Source organism: Mycobacterium sp. P2_H7 (genome assembly GCF_056403275.1).
In genome coordinates this window covers 412,886-427,872 of sequence record NZ_JBFUFU010000005.1, presented here as the reverse complement: position 1 = coordinate 427,872, position 14,987 = coordinate 412,886, and the positions used below count along the sequence as shown (strand labels likewise).

15 protein-coding genes and 1 pseudogene are annotated in these 14,987 nt (G+C 60.4%); 9 read left to right on the top strand and 7 right to left on the bottom strand.

What is annotated here, in order from left to right; genetic code table 11:
* Positions 1-206: 206 nt before the first annotated feature.
* Both AC1DY7_RS07975 and AC1DY7_RS07970 read left to right on the top strand, forming a co-directional pair.
* The gene (locus AC1DY7_RS07975; protein WP_477493101.1) at positions 207-2,081 is read left to right on the top strand and encodes a serine/threonine protein kinase; all 1,875 of its coding nucleotides are present in this window, start codon (positions 207-209) and stop codon (positions 2,079-2,081) included.
* Positions 2,082-2,488: 407 nt separating this feature from the next.
* A complete protein-coding gene (locus AC1DY7_RS07970) occupies positions 2,489-3,349 on the top strand; it encodes a hypothetical protein (RefSeq protein ID WP_477493100.1) in 861 nt (286 codons plus the stop codon).
* 798 nt (positions 3,350-4,147) lie between these two features.
* On the opposite strand, the gene AC1DY7_RS07965 is transcribed toward AC1DY7_RS07970, so the two are convergent.
* The gene (locus AC1DY7_RS07965) at positions 4,148-4,840 is read right to left on the bottom strand and encodes a hypothetical protein (protein WP_477493099.1); all 693 of its coding nucleotides are present in this window, start codon (positions 4,838-4,840) and stop codon (positions 4,148-4,150) included.
* Between the two features lie 147 nt (positions 4,841-4,987).
* Here AC1DY7_RS07965 and AC1DY7_RS07960 point away from each other — a divergent pair, with 147 nt between their 5' ends.
* From AC1DY7_RS07960 to thyX, 4 genes and pseudogenes are all read left to right on the top strand, one after another.
* A complete protein-coding gene (locus AC1DY7_RS07960; RefSeq protein WP_477493098.1) occupies positions 4,988-5,851 on the top strand; it encodes a YDG/SRA domain-containing protein in 864 nt (287 codons plus the stop codon).
* A gap of 131 nt (positions 5,852-5,982) precedes the next feature.
* Positions 5,983-6,366, top strand: a pseudogene (locus tag AC1DY7_RS07955) (hypothetical protein); the annotation flags it as partial.
* A gap of 177 nt (positions 6,367-6,543) precedes the next feature.
* Positions 6,544-7,377: a dCTP deaminase gene (locus tag AC1DY7_RS07950; protein WP_477493241.1), complete on the top strand. Its 834-nt coding sequence runs from the start codon at positions 6,544-6,546 to the stop codon at positions 7,375-7,377.
* Positions 7,328-8,179 (top strand): FAD-dependent thymidylate synthase, encoded by an 852-nt coding sequence (thyX, locus tag AC1DY7_RS07945; RefSeq protein ID WP_477493097.1) that lies wholly within the window; start codon positions 7,328-7,330, stop codon positions 8,177-8,179. The genes AC1DY7_RS07950 and thyX overlap by 50 nt, the downstream gene beginning before the upstream one ends.
* A gap of 385 nt (positions 8,180-8,564) precedes the next feature.
* On the opposite strand, the gene AC1DY7_RS07940 is transcribed toward thyX, so the two are convergent.
* From AC1DY7_RS07940 to AC1DY7_RS07930, 3 genes are all read right to left on the bottom strand, one after another.
* A complete protein-coding gene (locus AC1DY7_RS07940) occupies positions 8,565-9,134 on the bottom strand; it encodes a recombinase family protein (RefSeq protein WP_477493096.1) in 570 nt (189 codons plus the stop codon).
* 242 nt (positions 9,135-9,376) lie between these two features.
* Positions 9,377-10,141: an SDR family oxidoreductase gene (locus AC1DY7_RS07935; RefSeq protein ID WP_477493095.1), complete on the bottom strand. Its 765-nt coding sequence runs from the start codon at positions 10,139-10,141 to the stop codon at positions 9,377-9,379.
* A gap of 104 nt (positions 10,142-10,245) precedes the next feature.
* On the bottom strand, positions 10,246-10,650 hold the full coding sequence (locus AC1DY7_RS07930) for a RidA family protein (protein ID WP_477493094.1): 405 nt from the start codon (positions 10,648-10,650) through the stop codon (positions 10,246-10,248).
* A gap of 322 nt (positions 10,651-10,972) precedes the next feature.
* Here AC1DY7_RS07930 and AC1DY7_RS07925 point away from each other — a divergent pair, with 322 nt between their 5' ends.
* A complete protein-coding gene (locus AC1DY7_RS07925) occupies positions 10,973-11,569 on the top strand; it encodes a TetR/AcrR family transcriptional regulator (protein ID WP_477493093.1) in 597 nt (198 codons plus the stop codon).
* Between the two features lie 194 nt (positions 11,570-11,763).
* Here the strand turns inward: AC1DY7_RS07925 and AC1DY7_RS07920 are convergent, their stop codons facing one another.
* The gene (locus AC1DY7_RS07920; RefSeq protein WP_477493092.1) at positions 11,764-12,093 is read right to left on the bottom strand and encodes a hypothetical protein; all 330 of its coding nucleotides are present in this window, start codon (positions 12,091-12,093) and stop codon (positions 11,764-11,766) included.
* Positions 12,094-12,257: 164 nt separating this feature from the next.
* Here AC1DY7_RS07920 and AC1DY7_RS07915 point away from each other — a divergent pair, with 164 nt between their 5' ends.
* Positions 12,258-12,986 carry a GIY-YIG nuclease family protein gene (locus AC1DY7_RS07915; protein WP_477493091.1) on the top strand — a complete coding sequence of 243 codons (729 nt, stop codon included), beginning with the start codon at positions 12,258-12,260 and terminating at the stop codon, positions 12,984-12,986.
* A 416-nt stretch (positions 12,987-13,402) separates the two neighbouring features.
* Here AC1DY7_RS07915 and AC1DY7_RS07910 read toward each other — a convergent pair whose 3' ends face one another.
* On the bottom strand, positions 13,403-13,963 hold the full coding sequence (locus AC1DY7_RS07910; protein ID WP_477493240.1) for a DUF732 domain-containing protein: 561 nt from the start codon (positions 13,961-13,963) through the stop codon (positions 13,403-13,405).
* 321 nt (positions 13,964-14,284) lie between these two features.
* On the opposite strand from AC1DY7_RS07910, the gene AC1DY7_RS07905 reads away from it, so the two are divergent.
* Positions 14,285-14,542: a helix-turn-helix domain-containing protein gene (locus tag AC1DY7_RS07905; RefSeq protein ID WP_477493090.1), complete on the top strand. Its 258-nt coding sequence runs from the start codon at positions 14,285-14,287 to the stop codon at positions 14,540-14,542.
* Positions 14,543-14,574: 32 nt separating this feature from the next.
* On the opposite strand, the gene AC1DY7_RS07900 is transcribed toward AC1DY7_RS07905, so the two are convergent.
* A complete protein-coding gene (locus tag AC1DY7_RS07900) occupies positions 14,575-14,802 on the bottom strand; it encodes a hypothetical protein (protein ID WP_477493089.1) in 228 nt (75 codons plus the stop codon).
* Between the last annotated feature and the right edge of the window lie 185 nt (positions 14,803-14,987).

Below are 14,987 nucleotides of genomic sequence, written 5' to 3'. Positions count from 1 at the left end.
CGTGGGAAAACGTCGCGCCACACTGACGCCGTCAGTGATCGACTCGGCCCGTTATTGCGTTTGCGACGAAGCAGAAGCGGCGGAGATAAGTCCGCGACTAAGGCTGGGCGTTTCCGTGACCAAGACGATCCTGCATCCCGGGGTTGCTGTCACTTGCACAGTTGCCCCAGCTTTGGAGAGTCCCCTGGCACACTCCCCATGTGGATATGACCGAGATCGCCGGATACCGCATCATCCGGGAACTGGGTGCCGGTGGGATGGGGCAGGTGTTCTTGGTCGAACACCCACGCTTGCCACGCCGGGACGCGCTGAAGCTACTGGACTCCGGGGTGTCCCGCAACGATGACTTCAAAGCCAGGTTTCAGCGTGAGGCTGACCTGCTCGCACAACTGAGCCACTCCAACATCGTCACTCTCCATGACCGCGGCCAGTTCGAGGGCCGCCTGTGGATCACAATGGAGTACATAGACGGAACCGATGCCGCCGAACTCCTCAAAGCCGACGGCCCGCTCGAACCAGATCTCGCGTTGTTGCTGATATCTGGCGCCGGTACCGCGCTGGACTACGCCTGGCGCAAACAACGCATCACCCACCGCGACGTAAAGCCCGCCAACATTCTTGTCGGCATCGAGACGACGGACGACACACCGCAGATCGAGTCGGTCAAGCTCGCCGACTTCGGAATCGCCAAGGCTGCCGGTGAGTCGACGTCCCTCACATCGACCGGGATGACTATCGGGACGATGCAGTACATCAGCCCCGAGGCGATCGAGGGCGAGGAGGTCGACAACAGGTCGGATATCTACTCCCTTGGGTGCACCGCGTTCCACCTGCTCACGGGACACCCGCCCTTCGCGGGAACCTCGATTGCGTCGACGATGTCCGCGCACCTGACCAGGCCGGTGCCCTCCATCAGCACAGTCAATCCCCATCTGCCGCAAGCGATGGACGCGGTGTTCACCAAGGTGCTAGCCAAGAACCCCAACGATCGATATCAGACGTGCACAGAGTTTGGCGCCGCGCTTCAAGCGGCCTCGACGGGACAGTTCCATGCCGCGTCCGCACCGACGGTTTCCGCGGCGGCATGGGCGAAGGGGACGGCGGTCCAGGCTGGCACGCCGACAAAGCCACGGAAAGAGCAACCGAAAGCGGCACGGCGTTCGACATCCCGGTCGCTTCCGATCGCTGCAGCGGCAGTCGCGGCGGTCGCTGCGGCAATCGCTGTGGGGACGTACGTTACGACGAGCGGGAACGATGAGTCCGCGACACCGTCCGTCGGTCCGACCATGACGACGAGTACCGCCCCGGCAACCAATTCGGTGACTGCGCCGCCGTCACCCATCCAAGCCACGACCACGCCACCCGAGATCGCGGTGATGGAAGTAGACCCCAACGACTTTTCCGACGGGCAGAACCCCAATTACTACCGCTGGGCGTTCTCGCAATCACCACTGAGAGAATGCGGCGTATTCGAGCAAAGGAGCGGTGCGGGATCGACGTTGACCTGCGAGGTAGCCTTTCCGCCGGGGACCCCGTCCGTTACCGACGGATTCTTCAACGGTCCGCCCAACGAAATCAAGATAGCGCCACCGAACGGCCCCGAAAACATGATCGGCGAGGGCGGCCCACCGTCGAATAAGACGCTATTGCCGAACCATCGCATCACCGTAGGCGATTTCAGTTGTACGGCCCTGGACGGCGGGGGAATCGACTGCTCTGCTCCAACCGGTGGTTTCCGATTTGAGGGCGGAGTGCTTACAAAGCGCAGCGCGGAGGCCACCGCCACCATTCCTGCCGCGACGTCGACCCGCGCTCCTGTAACAACGACCGCCGCGGCGGCTCCCCCCGTCTACGAGGGCAAGCCGTGCAGCGTTGCCGAGTTCAATCAGGAGTCAGCTGACGGCACTTTGTACTGCAGCGCGGAGACAGGTGCGTGGCGGGATAAGACCCACCAGAACCGGCCCGCCGTCCAACGCGGTGCGCCATGCACCGAGCCAGGTGCGCGCGCACGCGTTGCGCAAACTGACGGGATCGCGACGTGCAAGGCAGATCCGAACGGGGACCTTGTTTGGAGCTTCTGACCCACTCGTCTTTGAGCCCGCCCTGCTCATCACCGTCCTGGGCATCGAGTGGAATGTCTAACCGCCTAAGAGGAATCACCCTCGATAGAGGCCAGATCTTCCAAACCTCCAACTACCTGAAAGGATATGGAGCTACAAAGCCGATCACCTTCCGCACCGCTGGCGATTCGCCAATCGTGATCGGAACACGCCGATTCAAGGGTCACAGATGGCTGCTGAGCTACGGGTCGATCAGTCAAAGCCGGACAGGCGGGGTCTAGGAAGGCGGTCTCCAAGATGCATCGCGGCGGACACTCGCTGAGCCTGATCTGGGCTGGGTCCGACTACGACGTCCTAGATCGTACGGATGCAATCTTCACTGGCGCGTTCATTCTTCGCGCGCCCGGAGTTTGCCTAGTCTCACTAGAATGACGATTGACGTCGGAAGCCTGCCCGATGGTCCTAAACCAACAATGGAGCAGTGTTCGACCCTCAGTAGACATGTCAGGCAGGAGCTTGCCCACGCACAGACAGTGCGCGCCGTTTTCGCGTCTGAACTTTACGCCGACGATCAATTTCTCAGACGATTTAATACAACGCTGCATCAATTGACAGTCAGTCGGCTACTCAGCTCATTGGACCATCTTCAGCTCGCCGCGCGGTCCTTGGAGAGCAGAGAAGAACTTGTCTACTGCCAGTACTCATTGATCAGGACAGCACTAACAACAGCGTCCACCGCACTCTGGTTAATTCACGGCGGCCTCACCCAGCGCCGATTACGCGCGCTAAACCTTGCATTCTTTGATCTCGACCAACAGGTTAAGTTCGCAAGATGCCTAGTTGACGCCAAGAATCGACGTGATCCACGTAATAACCGTCTTAAGCGAGAAGCCAAATCGCTTGTAGCGAGCGCGCCCGCGCGGTTCGCGGCAATACATCGTGAGTATAAAGAAACTGCGGGCACCACAATAGATCCAAGAAACTTGCGGAAATTCAATGAAACCGACGTCGTTATCGAGGTTGGACGATACGTATGCACTAAGGGTCTTATTTCCAATGAATCTGAACTCCTACTCCAATATCGGATGATGAGCGGCTTTGTGCACGGGCTAGTCTGGTCGACGTACTCGGGAGCTAAAGTGCGCAACTTCCAGGGCGACAAATCTGCGATGGTCGAACTAAAAGGTAACTCTTCCAACATCTACAACGGCGCCACGACGGTATTGATCGTCGCGCGCGCAGCCAAAGCGCGACTTGTCGAGCTCGGTGACCATCGCGACGACGAGTAGCGTATGAACATCTTGGACCGAGAAGAAGTCGTGGTTCTGCACTGCGCCTTGGTCAAGGGCATCAAAACCGATCTGCCTGCAAAAACTCATAGCCATTCATTACTCTGGGTATATGTAAACGTCACCACATTGTGGGCAAAATGTGGGCACGCGGGACCGGTACTTATCGGCCATGACCACCGGCGGGCCTCGCAAAACTGGGCGGCTGGGCCATTCACGAAACATCTTCGCTATGTCGTATGAAAGGTGTGGCGGGACTGCTGGCCTGTCGATGGACCGCAGTCAGGTCGACCGGCGTGCGCGACACTGGGGGCGCAGCGGGTCTGCATCTCGGGCAACGTGAGAATCTACCCATTGGAACGGACGTACTCCGACGCTTCGCGCGTAGGGGAATCGCGGAAGGTCGGTGATCGGTGGCGTCGAAGCTTCGCCCGGGCATTCGGGTCGAGGAGTACTTGCCCATTGATGACCCTGACAACGAGGGCACGTACGAGACGTGGTGGGGCAAAGCTTGGATACACGCTAAGGTGGACGACCCAGTCAAGCCGTACGTCAGCAGGCGTTGATCAAATCCAAGGTTGTTGCCGACTTCCTCGGGACGACTGAGGCCAACCTCGCGCAGCTCAGGTTCCAGGGACGCGGCCCCGCCTACGCGAAGCTGGGTCGTTCGATCCGCTACCACAACCGTGATTCACCGAAGGGGCTTTCCCGTCGTTCATGCATGCCTGGCACGCCAGAGCAATCCACGACGTGGTGCTCGGATAGTCATGTTCGGGACACCGTGTTTGGCCGTGGGGCCTAATCGTCGACGCTTAACTCGTCATCCCATTTCTCCATGTGATATGACTCCTCGACTTCGACATACTCTTCTGCTGTCAAACCATGATCGCTACGGGCTTCGTCGACGATCATGGTGAATTTCTCGCGATACTTTTCGGTGCCCGCGATCGATACGAAAATCTCGATGCTGCCGAAAATACCTGTGATTTCACGCATCAACGCCTTTTGCGCGTGCCCTGGAGCGAACCCTGGCAGGTCAACGATTAGACCACAACCGCACGTACAACAAAACGGACGCAAGTGCGAAAGTTGTAGCCTTCGCTCGGGAGCATTGTCATTCTCGTAGGTGACAGGGTTTCGCGAAGTCGACACCTCGTCCTTGTATTTCCAGCCGTAGTGCTCGTCATCGGGGCCAACAACAGCCCCGACAATGACGTACTTAGGCCGCCCACGGTGGTCGGAAACGTCCACGATGTGGTGTATCACCGCAACGCAGACGATCCTTCCGCGGAACGACCAGGTTGCCAAGCGCTCGCCACTCGCCCGCCGTCGGTTCAGCGTGTAATACCCATGATTTGCGTCGAAGATCTCCTGAAGTGTCATGCCCTCGCGGAAGCCAAACCCGGTGCGATGGGCCATCTCGGGCACGTCATGCCTTAACTCATCGGCGGAAAACTCCCGCCATGAACTGATCTTGATGTTGATGCTCACCCTTGCTCCTAAAGCGATACCTTCGAACCTCGAAACTATAGCTTTAGCATATCACCGCGTTTCAGGGAGTTGCCGCCCGCTCGGTGCCGACAGGCCGTCCGCGCGTATGTATCCCGCACATGTGAGTTGACTCCTTACGGTTGCGCCATGGCTGAGCGCATCTACGGCGAGATTCCCGGCAATCCACCAGGCACCACCTACGCCAATCGCAGAGAGGTGTGGGCAAGAGGCGTGCACCGCGAGACACAGGGGGGCATCTCTGGCGATGCGACAGGGTCGGAATCCGTAGTTGTGTCAGGTGGATATCCCGACGACGAGGACCACGATCTCGTGATCGTGTACACGGGACAAGGCGGACGTGATCCAAATACAGGTAAGCAGGTCGCGGATCAGACGCTCACCCACCGAAACCTGGGCCTAGCTCGGTGCCACGTTGAAGGCCTGCTCGTACGAGTAGTCCGCGGATCAGTAGGAAACCCGGCGTATTCACCACCAAGCGGATACCGGTACGACGGGCTCTACCGCGTCACCGACTACTGGCAGAAAATCGGCCTAGACAGCTACACAGTATGGCAATTCCGCCTGGTCAGAGACGACGCCAACGATTCGGCAGATGTTGAGACATGGGATCAGGCCCCGCACGTGGAGACCACCGTGCAGCGAATCGTGCGGAACACGACGATTGCCGCCAAGGTCAAGGCCATGCATAACCACACATGCCAGGTTTGTGGACTACAACTTCAAACCGCGGCCGGACCTTACGCTGAAGCAGCTCACATCAGAGGTCTCGGAGCACCTCACCATGGACCCGACGCCATGGATAACATCCTCAGCTTGTGTCCCAACCATCACGTTCTTTTCGACAACGGGGGCATCTACATCGACGAAGACAAACTCGTGCGCGAAGCCGGTTCACATTTGGTTGTTAGTGCACTCCGCACCCTCGACCAGCACTTCATCGGTCCAGAGCACATCAAGTATCACCGCGACCGCTATGTGCTGTCAGAGTAGGGACTCCTTGCAAAATGTGCACGCAGTCGTTGGACCACCACGGCGACCTGCACGACGGAGAGCGCCGTGGAACAACTGCGTAGCGCCCATCGTGGAGCACGGGAAAAGTGGCTTAGCCTTAGCATTGACGTGTGCGGGCGCTGGCCGATCCACTACGGGTGTTGGTCTATAGCGACGATTCCGACGTGCGCGACCAAGTCAGACAGGCACTCGGCGACCGCATCCATCCCGGGCTACCAGTGTTGACCTACATTGAAGTCGCCACAGCACCCGTCGTATTTCAGAAGGTGCTGGCGGGCAGGATCGACCTGGCAATCCTGGATGGTGAAGCCACACCAAGCGGCGGCCTGGGCGTTGCTAGACAACTCAAGGATGAAATCGCAGAGGGACCGCCGATCGTCGTGCTAATTGGCCGAACCGACGACGCCTGGCTGGCGAAGTGGTCGCGAGCCGAGGCGGTAGTTCAACACCCTGTCGTTGCGTTTGATTTGATCGACGCGGTCATCTCGGCGCTGGCAGACCATCCCGCCGCCAACCGCGAGCTACTCGCGTTCGACAGTGGAGCCGTTCATGGGCGGCGCGCGCGACACCCAACCGAGCGGACTTCAACTGAATCCGCACCCCTGAAAGAGTCCTCTACTGAAGCACCAAGAGAATCGTCCATTGACCGATCGCCGGTGGAGGGGAAACACATGCTGAACGATGCTCGCCTCAAGGCCCTGTTTCCAAATTTGATCAGCGAACCACTACCTCACGATGTCGACGGACCTCAATCGCCCGTTCAACCAGCCTCGCTTGACCTGTCGGTCGGCCTGATCCACGTGGCTGGCGCGAAGTCCAAAGAGTTGGGCACAGTCGAATCTCCGCATACAGGGCCCTACTCACTACAGCCAGGACACACTGCCGTTGTCACCACCTTAGAGACGCTCACAATTCCGCCCACCCACGGAGCGATCGGTTTCCCTCCCACCACGATTTCGAACAACGGGATCCTGATGACAAATCCCGGACATGTTGACCCGGGCTTCAAGGGACAACTCACATTCACCGTCATCAACATGGGGCGCGAGCCCTTCGAGCTGCGGCGCGGAGACCGCATCGTCACGATGCTCTTCTTTAGACTGGAGGGTGGTAAGCCTGACAAGGATTACGCAGAACGCCGAAAATCGTCAGGCTCAGCTGCATCCTCCAACCCCGTGACTCTGGAAAGAATGAATCGGTTGTCACCGGATATGCTCGATGTTGATCGTCGGATCAAATCGATCGTCGACAACGCTGAGCAGAAGACTCGCCGGATGGCAATCTGGGTTCCGCTAGCACTAGCCGCAGTTGTCGCAGCAGGGACCATATTGGCTCCGATTTATGTCAACTTGGTCAATCAGAACGCCGACCTCCAACGACGGATCTCGATTCTTGAGGATCGAAAAAATCAAGATCAGATGCAAAATCGGCTCGACCAACTCGAGCGGAATCCCCGTGGCCCCGCCACTCCCCCGACTCAGGGATCAGCCAGTGGAACCCCTTAGCGACGAACGCTTTTTGAATGGCCTCACGGCGCCCACGCTGTTCGTGATCACTCGTCCAATCATTGATTGGAACGCGGTCGAGGCGTTTGAGAAGCAAGAATCAGAGTGGCACAGGACGCAAGCTGCGACCGACGCCGACAACCTAGTCGAGCTCGCTGGTCGAGTTTGCTACCTGTCGTTCGGAACCCGGCAATCACCAAAGACCAACGCTGAGTACATTGCGCACCTGGTGAAGCAGGGGCATGAAAGTGTCCTCGAGCACGCATCATGGACTCTGATCCTGACGGGCATATCTAGGGCGTTCACACACCAACTCGTCCGGCACCGCGTCGGTTTTTCATACAGCCAACTCAGTCAGCAGTACCACGTGGAGGATCCGGCTCGGTTTATAGAACCGTCATCCATCGGGCGAGACCTCGACCGGCAACGCGCTTGGCGAGACGCAGTCTTGCAGGCCCATAAGACTTACGAAGCACTAATAACGAGTAAGCAGGCGAACCGCTCCCTCTTTGACGGATTGAGTGAGCGGGAGACCCTTCGGGCGAGTCGGTCTGCGGCTCGCAGCCTTCTTCCGGCCGCAACCGAGACTAAAATTGTTATCACTGCGAATGCGCGCGCACTACGCCATTTCCTGTCAGTGCGCGGCGGCATCGACGGTGATGAGGAGATGCGAGTCGTATCTGCGCTTCTGCTCGAGCACGTCCGCGCCGACGCGCCAGCCGTTTTCGGCGATTTTCGAGTCGAGCGCATGGCAGACGGTTCGCCAGTCGTCCGGCACGGCTCGTTCCAGCACGGCGACTGACTCATTCGAGCGAGAGCTAAAACGACTCGCCGGTTCGCTAATCGCCGACGCTGCTCACACGATGACCCGCGAGACATAACTACTGGCGGATCAGACTGAAGGCGCGCCGCCCGGTGCTGGCGGCGATGATGTGGACTCGATCATCGACAGAGGGATCATCTTCTCGCAGATCCATAAAACCAGGATGGATCGAGGTGTTCCCCAACACCCCGTATGCACCGATCAAGCGGTTCACCGTCGCGGACGTAGCCAAATGGATCCGGCGCGGCGGTAGCCAACTCCCGATAGTTCACAGCCATCAGATAAAGGCCCGTTCAATGGCGGACAGTGCGTTATCTACTAGGTGAATCTCCGGTTGGCGTGCGAACGCAAGGTGTGGCGACAGTCAAGCTGGGAGCGAAGCAGCCTCGGCAAGGTACCGATATACGGTGGCGCGCGAGACCCCGAGCATCTTTGCAATGTCGATGGCGGTGATCCCCTTGTCGCGCAGGCTGCGCGCCTTCGCGGCGTCGGCATCGTCGATCTTTCGGGGCCGTCCGCCCTTTCGCCCATTGGCGGCAGCTGCAGCGAGTCCAGCGCGCGTGCGCTCGATCATGGTGTCGCGCTCAAGTTGGGCAAAGGCCGCCATGATGGTCAGCATCGCTGTCCCCATCGGACCCTCCGTGTGGAGCCCCTCGGTGAGGCTGCGGAACCCGATCCCTCGGGAAGTCAGCTCGTCGACGACAGCGAGTACGTGTTGGGTGTTACGTCCCAGGCGGTCCAGTTTCCAGACCGTGAGCACGTCGCCTTCGCGGAGGTGATCCAAGCAGGTGTCGAGCTGCGGGCGGCTGGCCGTCGAACCACTGACGCCATGGTCGGTGAAGATACGGGTCGCCCCGGCGCTTTCAAGCGCGTCCAGTTGCAACTGCGGATTTTGGTCGGTGGTCGAAACTCGCGCATACCCGATGATGGCCAACGGCCGCCCCCTGTCTCATAAACCCGATGAAATCCAGGTTTTTAGAATACAGGTTATGAGACAGGTTTTCAAGACATAGGCCGAGCTGTTGACCTGGGCGCCATGTTGGGCGTCCCTGCGGTTGTCGCGGTCTCGTCAACCCATCGTTTTCGAGACTTCGACGGGTATGACGACGACGCACGCGACAGGCCGAACAACGCCGCCACCGGCGGCACCTGGCGGGCGCGGCGTATCAGGCGGACCTACACCGTGGGGAGAAATCCGCCGTCGACCCGGAACTGGGCGCCGGTTAGGAAACTGGCTTTGGGCGAGGCGAGGAAGGCAATCAGCTCGGCCACGTCAGCAGGTGTCCCGACGCGGCCCAGGGGCCCGAGTTCATCGGCCAGGGCGCCTTGGAGTTGTTCCACGTCGATGCCCTGCTCGTCGGCTAACTTCTGCACGAATGCCGCCGAGCCGTGCGTGTCGATGAAGCCGGGGACGACGGTCAGCACACGCACGCCGTTGGGGCCAACTTCGGTGGCCAGTTGGCGGCTGTAGACGTTGAGCGCGGCTTTGGCCGCGGCGTAGGAGGTCTGCCCTACGCGCGGCTGGCGACTCAGGACTGAGGACAGGTGCACGACTACGCCGCTGCCCCGTTCCACCATGCCGGGAACCAGTATTCGGTCGAGGCGAACGGCGCTGAGCAGGTTTAGGTCCAAGGTGGTGCGCCAGTTGTCCTCCGAGGTGTCCAGCGTGGGAGCCAAGTCGCTGGCCGCCCCGGCATTGTTGACCAGAATGTCGATGCCTTCGGTCTCGTCGAGTACGCGGCGCCCCAAGGCTGCGACTCCCTGCTCGGTCGACAGGTCCGCGGCGATGAAGGTGGCCGGAAAGTCATTCGGTGGCGCGCTGCGGGCAGCGACGAGGACGCGGGCTCCGGCTTGGGCGAAGCGTTTGGCGGTGGCTTCACCCATACCCTTCGTTCCGCCGGTGACCAGAACGCGTAGGTCTGCGAATTCGTCCATGCTCATGGTGTGCTCCTTTGAAGAGGTGGTGTGACGATGAACTGTGTTGGGCTGCCGACAACGAGGCAGCGCGGCCTCGGGCCGCCTGGTACGTCAAGTGGTGTCTGGGATTACTCGGGTAGGTGGGCGATGACGGCAACGTCGACCAGCGCGCCGGGATGCACCAGCTTCGGGGCGAGGATGATGGCGCTGGCCGGGGGGGCCGCGGTGTTGACGTGGCTGTCACGGACCGCGGCGAAGTCGTACAGGTGATCGGTGATGCCCTGGTCGGCCAGCAGGGTCAGCTTGACCACATGTTCGAATGTTGCGCCCACCACTGCGAGTTGAGCTTTCACGTTGGAGAACGCCTGCTCTAGCTGCGCGCGGTAGTCTCCCGGCCCCACGAGGTTTCCCGTCGCGTCCACAGCCATCTGTCCGGTCACGAAGACCAAGCGGCCAGCGGATACCTCCACCACGTTCGAAAAGCCGTGGGGTGTCTGCTCCAAGAACTTCGTCGTGCCAATCTGCGCGGTCATCACGTGCTCCTTGTCGTTGCCTCAGCGCTCGCAGGTCGAGCGCGTGAGACAAAACATACACCATGACGAGACGTCACTGTCTCATAACGATAGTGGCGGGTACCCGCTGCCAATGCGGTGAGCGTCGCCTTCGTGGGCTGAGAGGTCTCTGCACGGTGCCGAGGGGGGTGCCGCATGAACTCGCTGGAACAGGATCGCCTGCCGGGGTCGGTCGCCAGCGACCAGCGGCGCGGCGACGAAGCACTACCGAGGCGATGCCTCCTTCGGCGCGGGTCATCACAAGGGGTGATGCAAACGCGCGACTTGCCGAGGTGAGACGTTCATGTCTCGCGACGAGACGTATTATCTGATAATGGCCCGTGAAGACATGACAGAACGCACCAGGCGCGCAATCCTCGACGCTGCAGGCCGCGTGCTGGGCCGCAAACCCGACGCCGCCATGACCGACATCGCCGACGAGGCTCGCGTCGGACGTGCCACCTTGTACCGGCACTTCCCCACGCGTGAGTCCCTGGTGCGCGGAGTCCAGGACATCGGCGTGACCGAACTGCTGGAGGCGCTCGACGCCGCCGGTCTCGACGCTCTGCCGGTCGACCGGGCCATCGCCCGCATCACACACGTCTTCCTGCGCACCGGCGCCAAATACGCTGCAGTGGTCAGTCAGGACGACGAACACTCCTCCGAGCACCCGCCACACGAACGCGCCATCGCACCCGTGCGAGAAACCATCGAGCGCGGCATCCGCAACGGCGAGCTACGTGCCGACATCCCCAGCGAGACACTCTTTGCCATGTACGACGCACTTATCGGCCGGGGACTCGTCATGGCCGTGAACGGTCAACTAACACCCGAACAAGCCGCCGATTCGGTCGTCGAAATCTTTACCCGCGGCGCGCTCCCCGCATCTGTTCACTCCTGAAACCAGTGTCCATTCGCCAGTCGACCTTGAGCCTCGTAAATCCCGTAGACACCTGATCCGTAGTCATGCGAGGCCTGCTGGCAATTGGCGTGTCCGGGTCGCGAACGCATACCACCGACCGGGCCACGACGCCGTAGGCGCGCTCAGCACGGTCCTCGATCCTTGCTGCGAGAAGCGGCACCGGCGGCACACCTCTACGAATCGGTCACTCGACACTCGGCGCCAACCTCGTCGTCATCGCCGGTGTACTCGACGACTGTCTCGTCGGTGTCCCGATTGACCACAGCCGCTTGCACTTCCACGGTGTCGTAGATACCAACCAGGCACGCCTCCACGATGTACCCGTGGCAATCCCATACGCCGTCGATCCACTGCTCGGGCGGAAGCACTGACCCCTCGGCATCGACCTCGTCATACAGCTCCTTGTAGGTCAGCAGTCGGTCGTTATCGGTCCGATACATCCGGACGACGTTGCCGTCCTCGGACTCAGCGGTCGCCCGGCTGATCGCCGCGTTGGACCCCACCGTGTGATGATGGAATTGAGGGTCGAGGCCACCTTACCGCGGGGTGATCACTGGCTTTCAGATGTCGAGGGCCCGGCGTCGAACAAGTCCCGATCTTGCAAAATCTGGAAAGGATCGGGCTTGACGGGCATCGACCATGGACAGGCGCGGGCTACGATTCGCCGATGCCACTCGGGACGGTCGTGCGCGATGTCTATCGCGACGACGAGCGCCTGGAGATGCACGAGACGCTCGATGTACTACTTCGTGCGGGCTTCAACCGAGCTGGCGTGTATTGCTTCTGGGACCCAGAAATAGGGCGACCCTTCTACATCGGGTTGGCGAAAGATCTGCCCACCCGCTTCGCGCAGCACAATTGCCTGAAAGGTCGACGACCCGGCAAAGGCAACAAAGGTCAACAGATCAACAAGTGGTTCAGCGAGCACGGCCGCATCGGATTCAGTCTAGTTCTACAGGAGGGACTAGCAGACGAGGAGCACGAGCCTTTCTCACGAAACGCGGAGGGCCAACTCCTCGAAGGGTATCGGCAAGTTCATGGCGAATTGCCGCCTTGGAATGAGATGGGAGGCAGCCGAACTGGCGCGGGGTTTGTCAGGGAGAACAGTGCGGGTTGGACCGACCTAATGACTGGTCGACGCGATAGCTTGCTTGTAGCCCGACGAACCATCCGTGGCCTGAACGAAGATGCCACAGCAGAGCACTACGAGCTTCTTATCCACCCCGCGCGTACTGCCCTGCTGCACCTTGACGATGGTATCGACGATATTGCCGTCCTGAGGGCATTAAAGGTAGTAGTCGGATGGTCCGTCGCGGCCGCTCCGTCCCTTTACGAAGACCTTGACGTTCGGCTGAGTCAATATCTGAAGGAGCCTGCTCCGCACCCCGAAGGGTGAAACTGCCCGTTTTCGTTAGTTATCGGTCAGCGTTGTGGGCGATCGGCACACCGTTGAGGGATGTCCTCAAATCAGGCGATCGGAAGAATTGGTGCTTCTGAGGGCCTGCAAGCGTGAGTCGTTACTTGCCCGCATCCTCCACGCCCTGCACACACCCATCGACCACGTCGTCCCGGACAAGATCGTCGGCCAGCAAAATGGACAACTCCATCGTGGCACCGCAGGCGAACTTCGCGGACACGCCAGACTCCATCGTCGTCATCGCTGAGTCAGCGTGGTCGTACCCGTACTGCCAGCTCTTGCTATGGCGCGGGGTGCAGGCGGTAAGAGCAATTGCGCATGCCACCACAGTGAGAATCGGTATGGCTACGCGCCTCGACACAGTCAAAGAGCAGTGCGCATTCATTTTCTTGGTTTCACCGTGCCGCCTGAATGCCCTGGACACACCCAGACACGTATTCGGGCATATTGAAGTCCTTCAGTGAGATCTGCCCGCCCGACCAGGGAATCCCGCCGCGCAGCGGGTTGGTCGCGATGATGTTGTTGCCGATGGCCGCAATGGTGTTCGCGCACCACCCCTGCGCGTCTAACGCAGAAGTGTCCCGCCCGGTGTATCCGGACCTTTGCCCCGCCTCCTGGCCCGCCTGGTAGGACGGACTGTTCCCCGATACTGGCCCAGTGGCTGTTGGTGCAGGGCTCCCGCCTCCCGCGCCGGATTTGACGGTGGGGCCTGGGGCTGCGCTGACGACGCACAAGTGGTCGACGGCGGCAGTTACGATGGCCTGCGCCTCAGATAGACGCAGGGCGGCCCCGCCATAGACCTTCTGGACCACGACGTCGCGCGGTACTCCGCTGGCGAGTTGGCCACACAGCTGGTTGCCCCGATTGACCATGATCCTGGGAGTTTGTGTCGGGGTGACTCCAGCCCTCGCCAAATCGTCAATGAACGCTTGCTCGTTCGAGCAGAGGACATTCACGTCGTCGCTGTCCGTGCATGCATATGCGGGTGCAGACGCCACTATTGCACCGACCGGTAGCACTGCAAGCACGACCGCCAACGCCGTCAATGACCACGCGCCCCCCGCCAGGTAATGCGACCCAGTCCGGAACCTGCTCGACGCTCGGCGGTTCACGGTTCCAGCCCCCTCGGAGTCGTGTATCGCGATTCCTCTTCCCCTCCGCTATGGCCCCTCACCGAAGCGTTCGGGATGCGCACCGACCTGCAAGGAAGGTGGCCAAATGAGAATAGCACTACTAGTAGGGCAGACAACGTGCCTCGACGACCGATTACTAGGACGGTGCCAACCCGCCCCAGCCAGAATGACCCCGAAAAGGTTGCGGCGTGGGAGCAACGACGCCAGGTGCTCGGCGCACGGATTAGGGCTCTGCGCATCGAGCGTGGCCTGACCCAGGAACAGCTCGCATTGCGCTCGGGTGTGACCCGCAACGTGCTGATCGACGTCGAACACGGCAAGCGCGGCCTGCTTTACGAGCGACTGTTCGACATCGCAGAGGCTCTCGAAGCGCCCGTCAGCCGCCTCTTCGACGATAGCTAAAGCGTCTCTTCGCGTAGGGCTCCAGGGCTGAGCTATCGGGCTCCGACGTAGTCGTCGTCGACCCTGGTGATGATGCCAGTGATGATCGAGTCACTAAGCCACTCGTCGAACCTGAACTCGCCGTCGAACCACTGCGCGGGGTCTAGCGCGGCGGCTTCGGCTTCGACCTCGGCGCGCAGTTCCTCGCGCGTCACAATCCGGTCCATGTAACGGAAGCGCGACTGCCCCAACGTGATCTCGACTATCGAACCGAACGTCATGCGTTCATTATCGCATCCGACGAGGACCAATTTCGACCAAAACGATGGATGCCTGCTCGCGCGACAGTAGTGAGATGAGCAATCACAAAGTAGGTCGAAGACTGGACATTGATTGGACTACTTCTACAGGTTTGGCATTGTCTCAATGCAGGTTAAGGGTGCTGCACCCGCCCAGAGCCGCATGG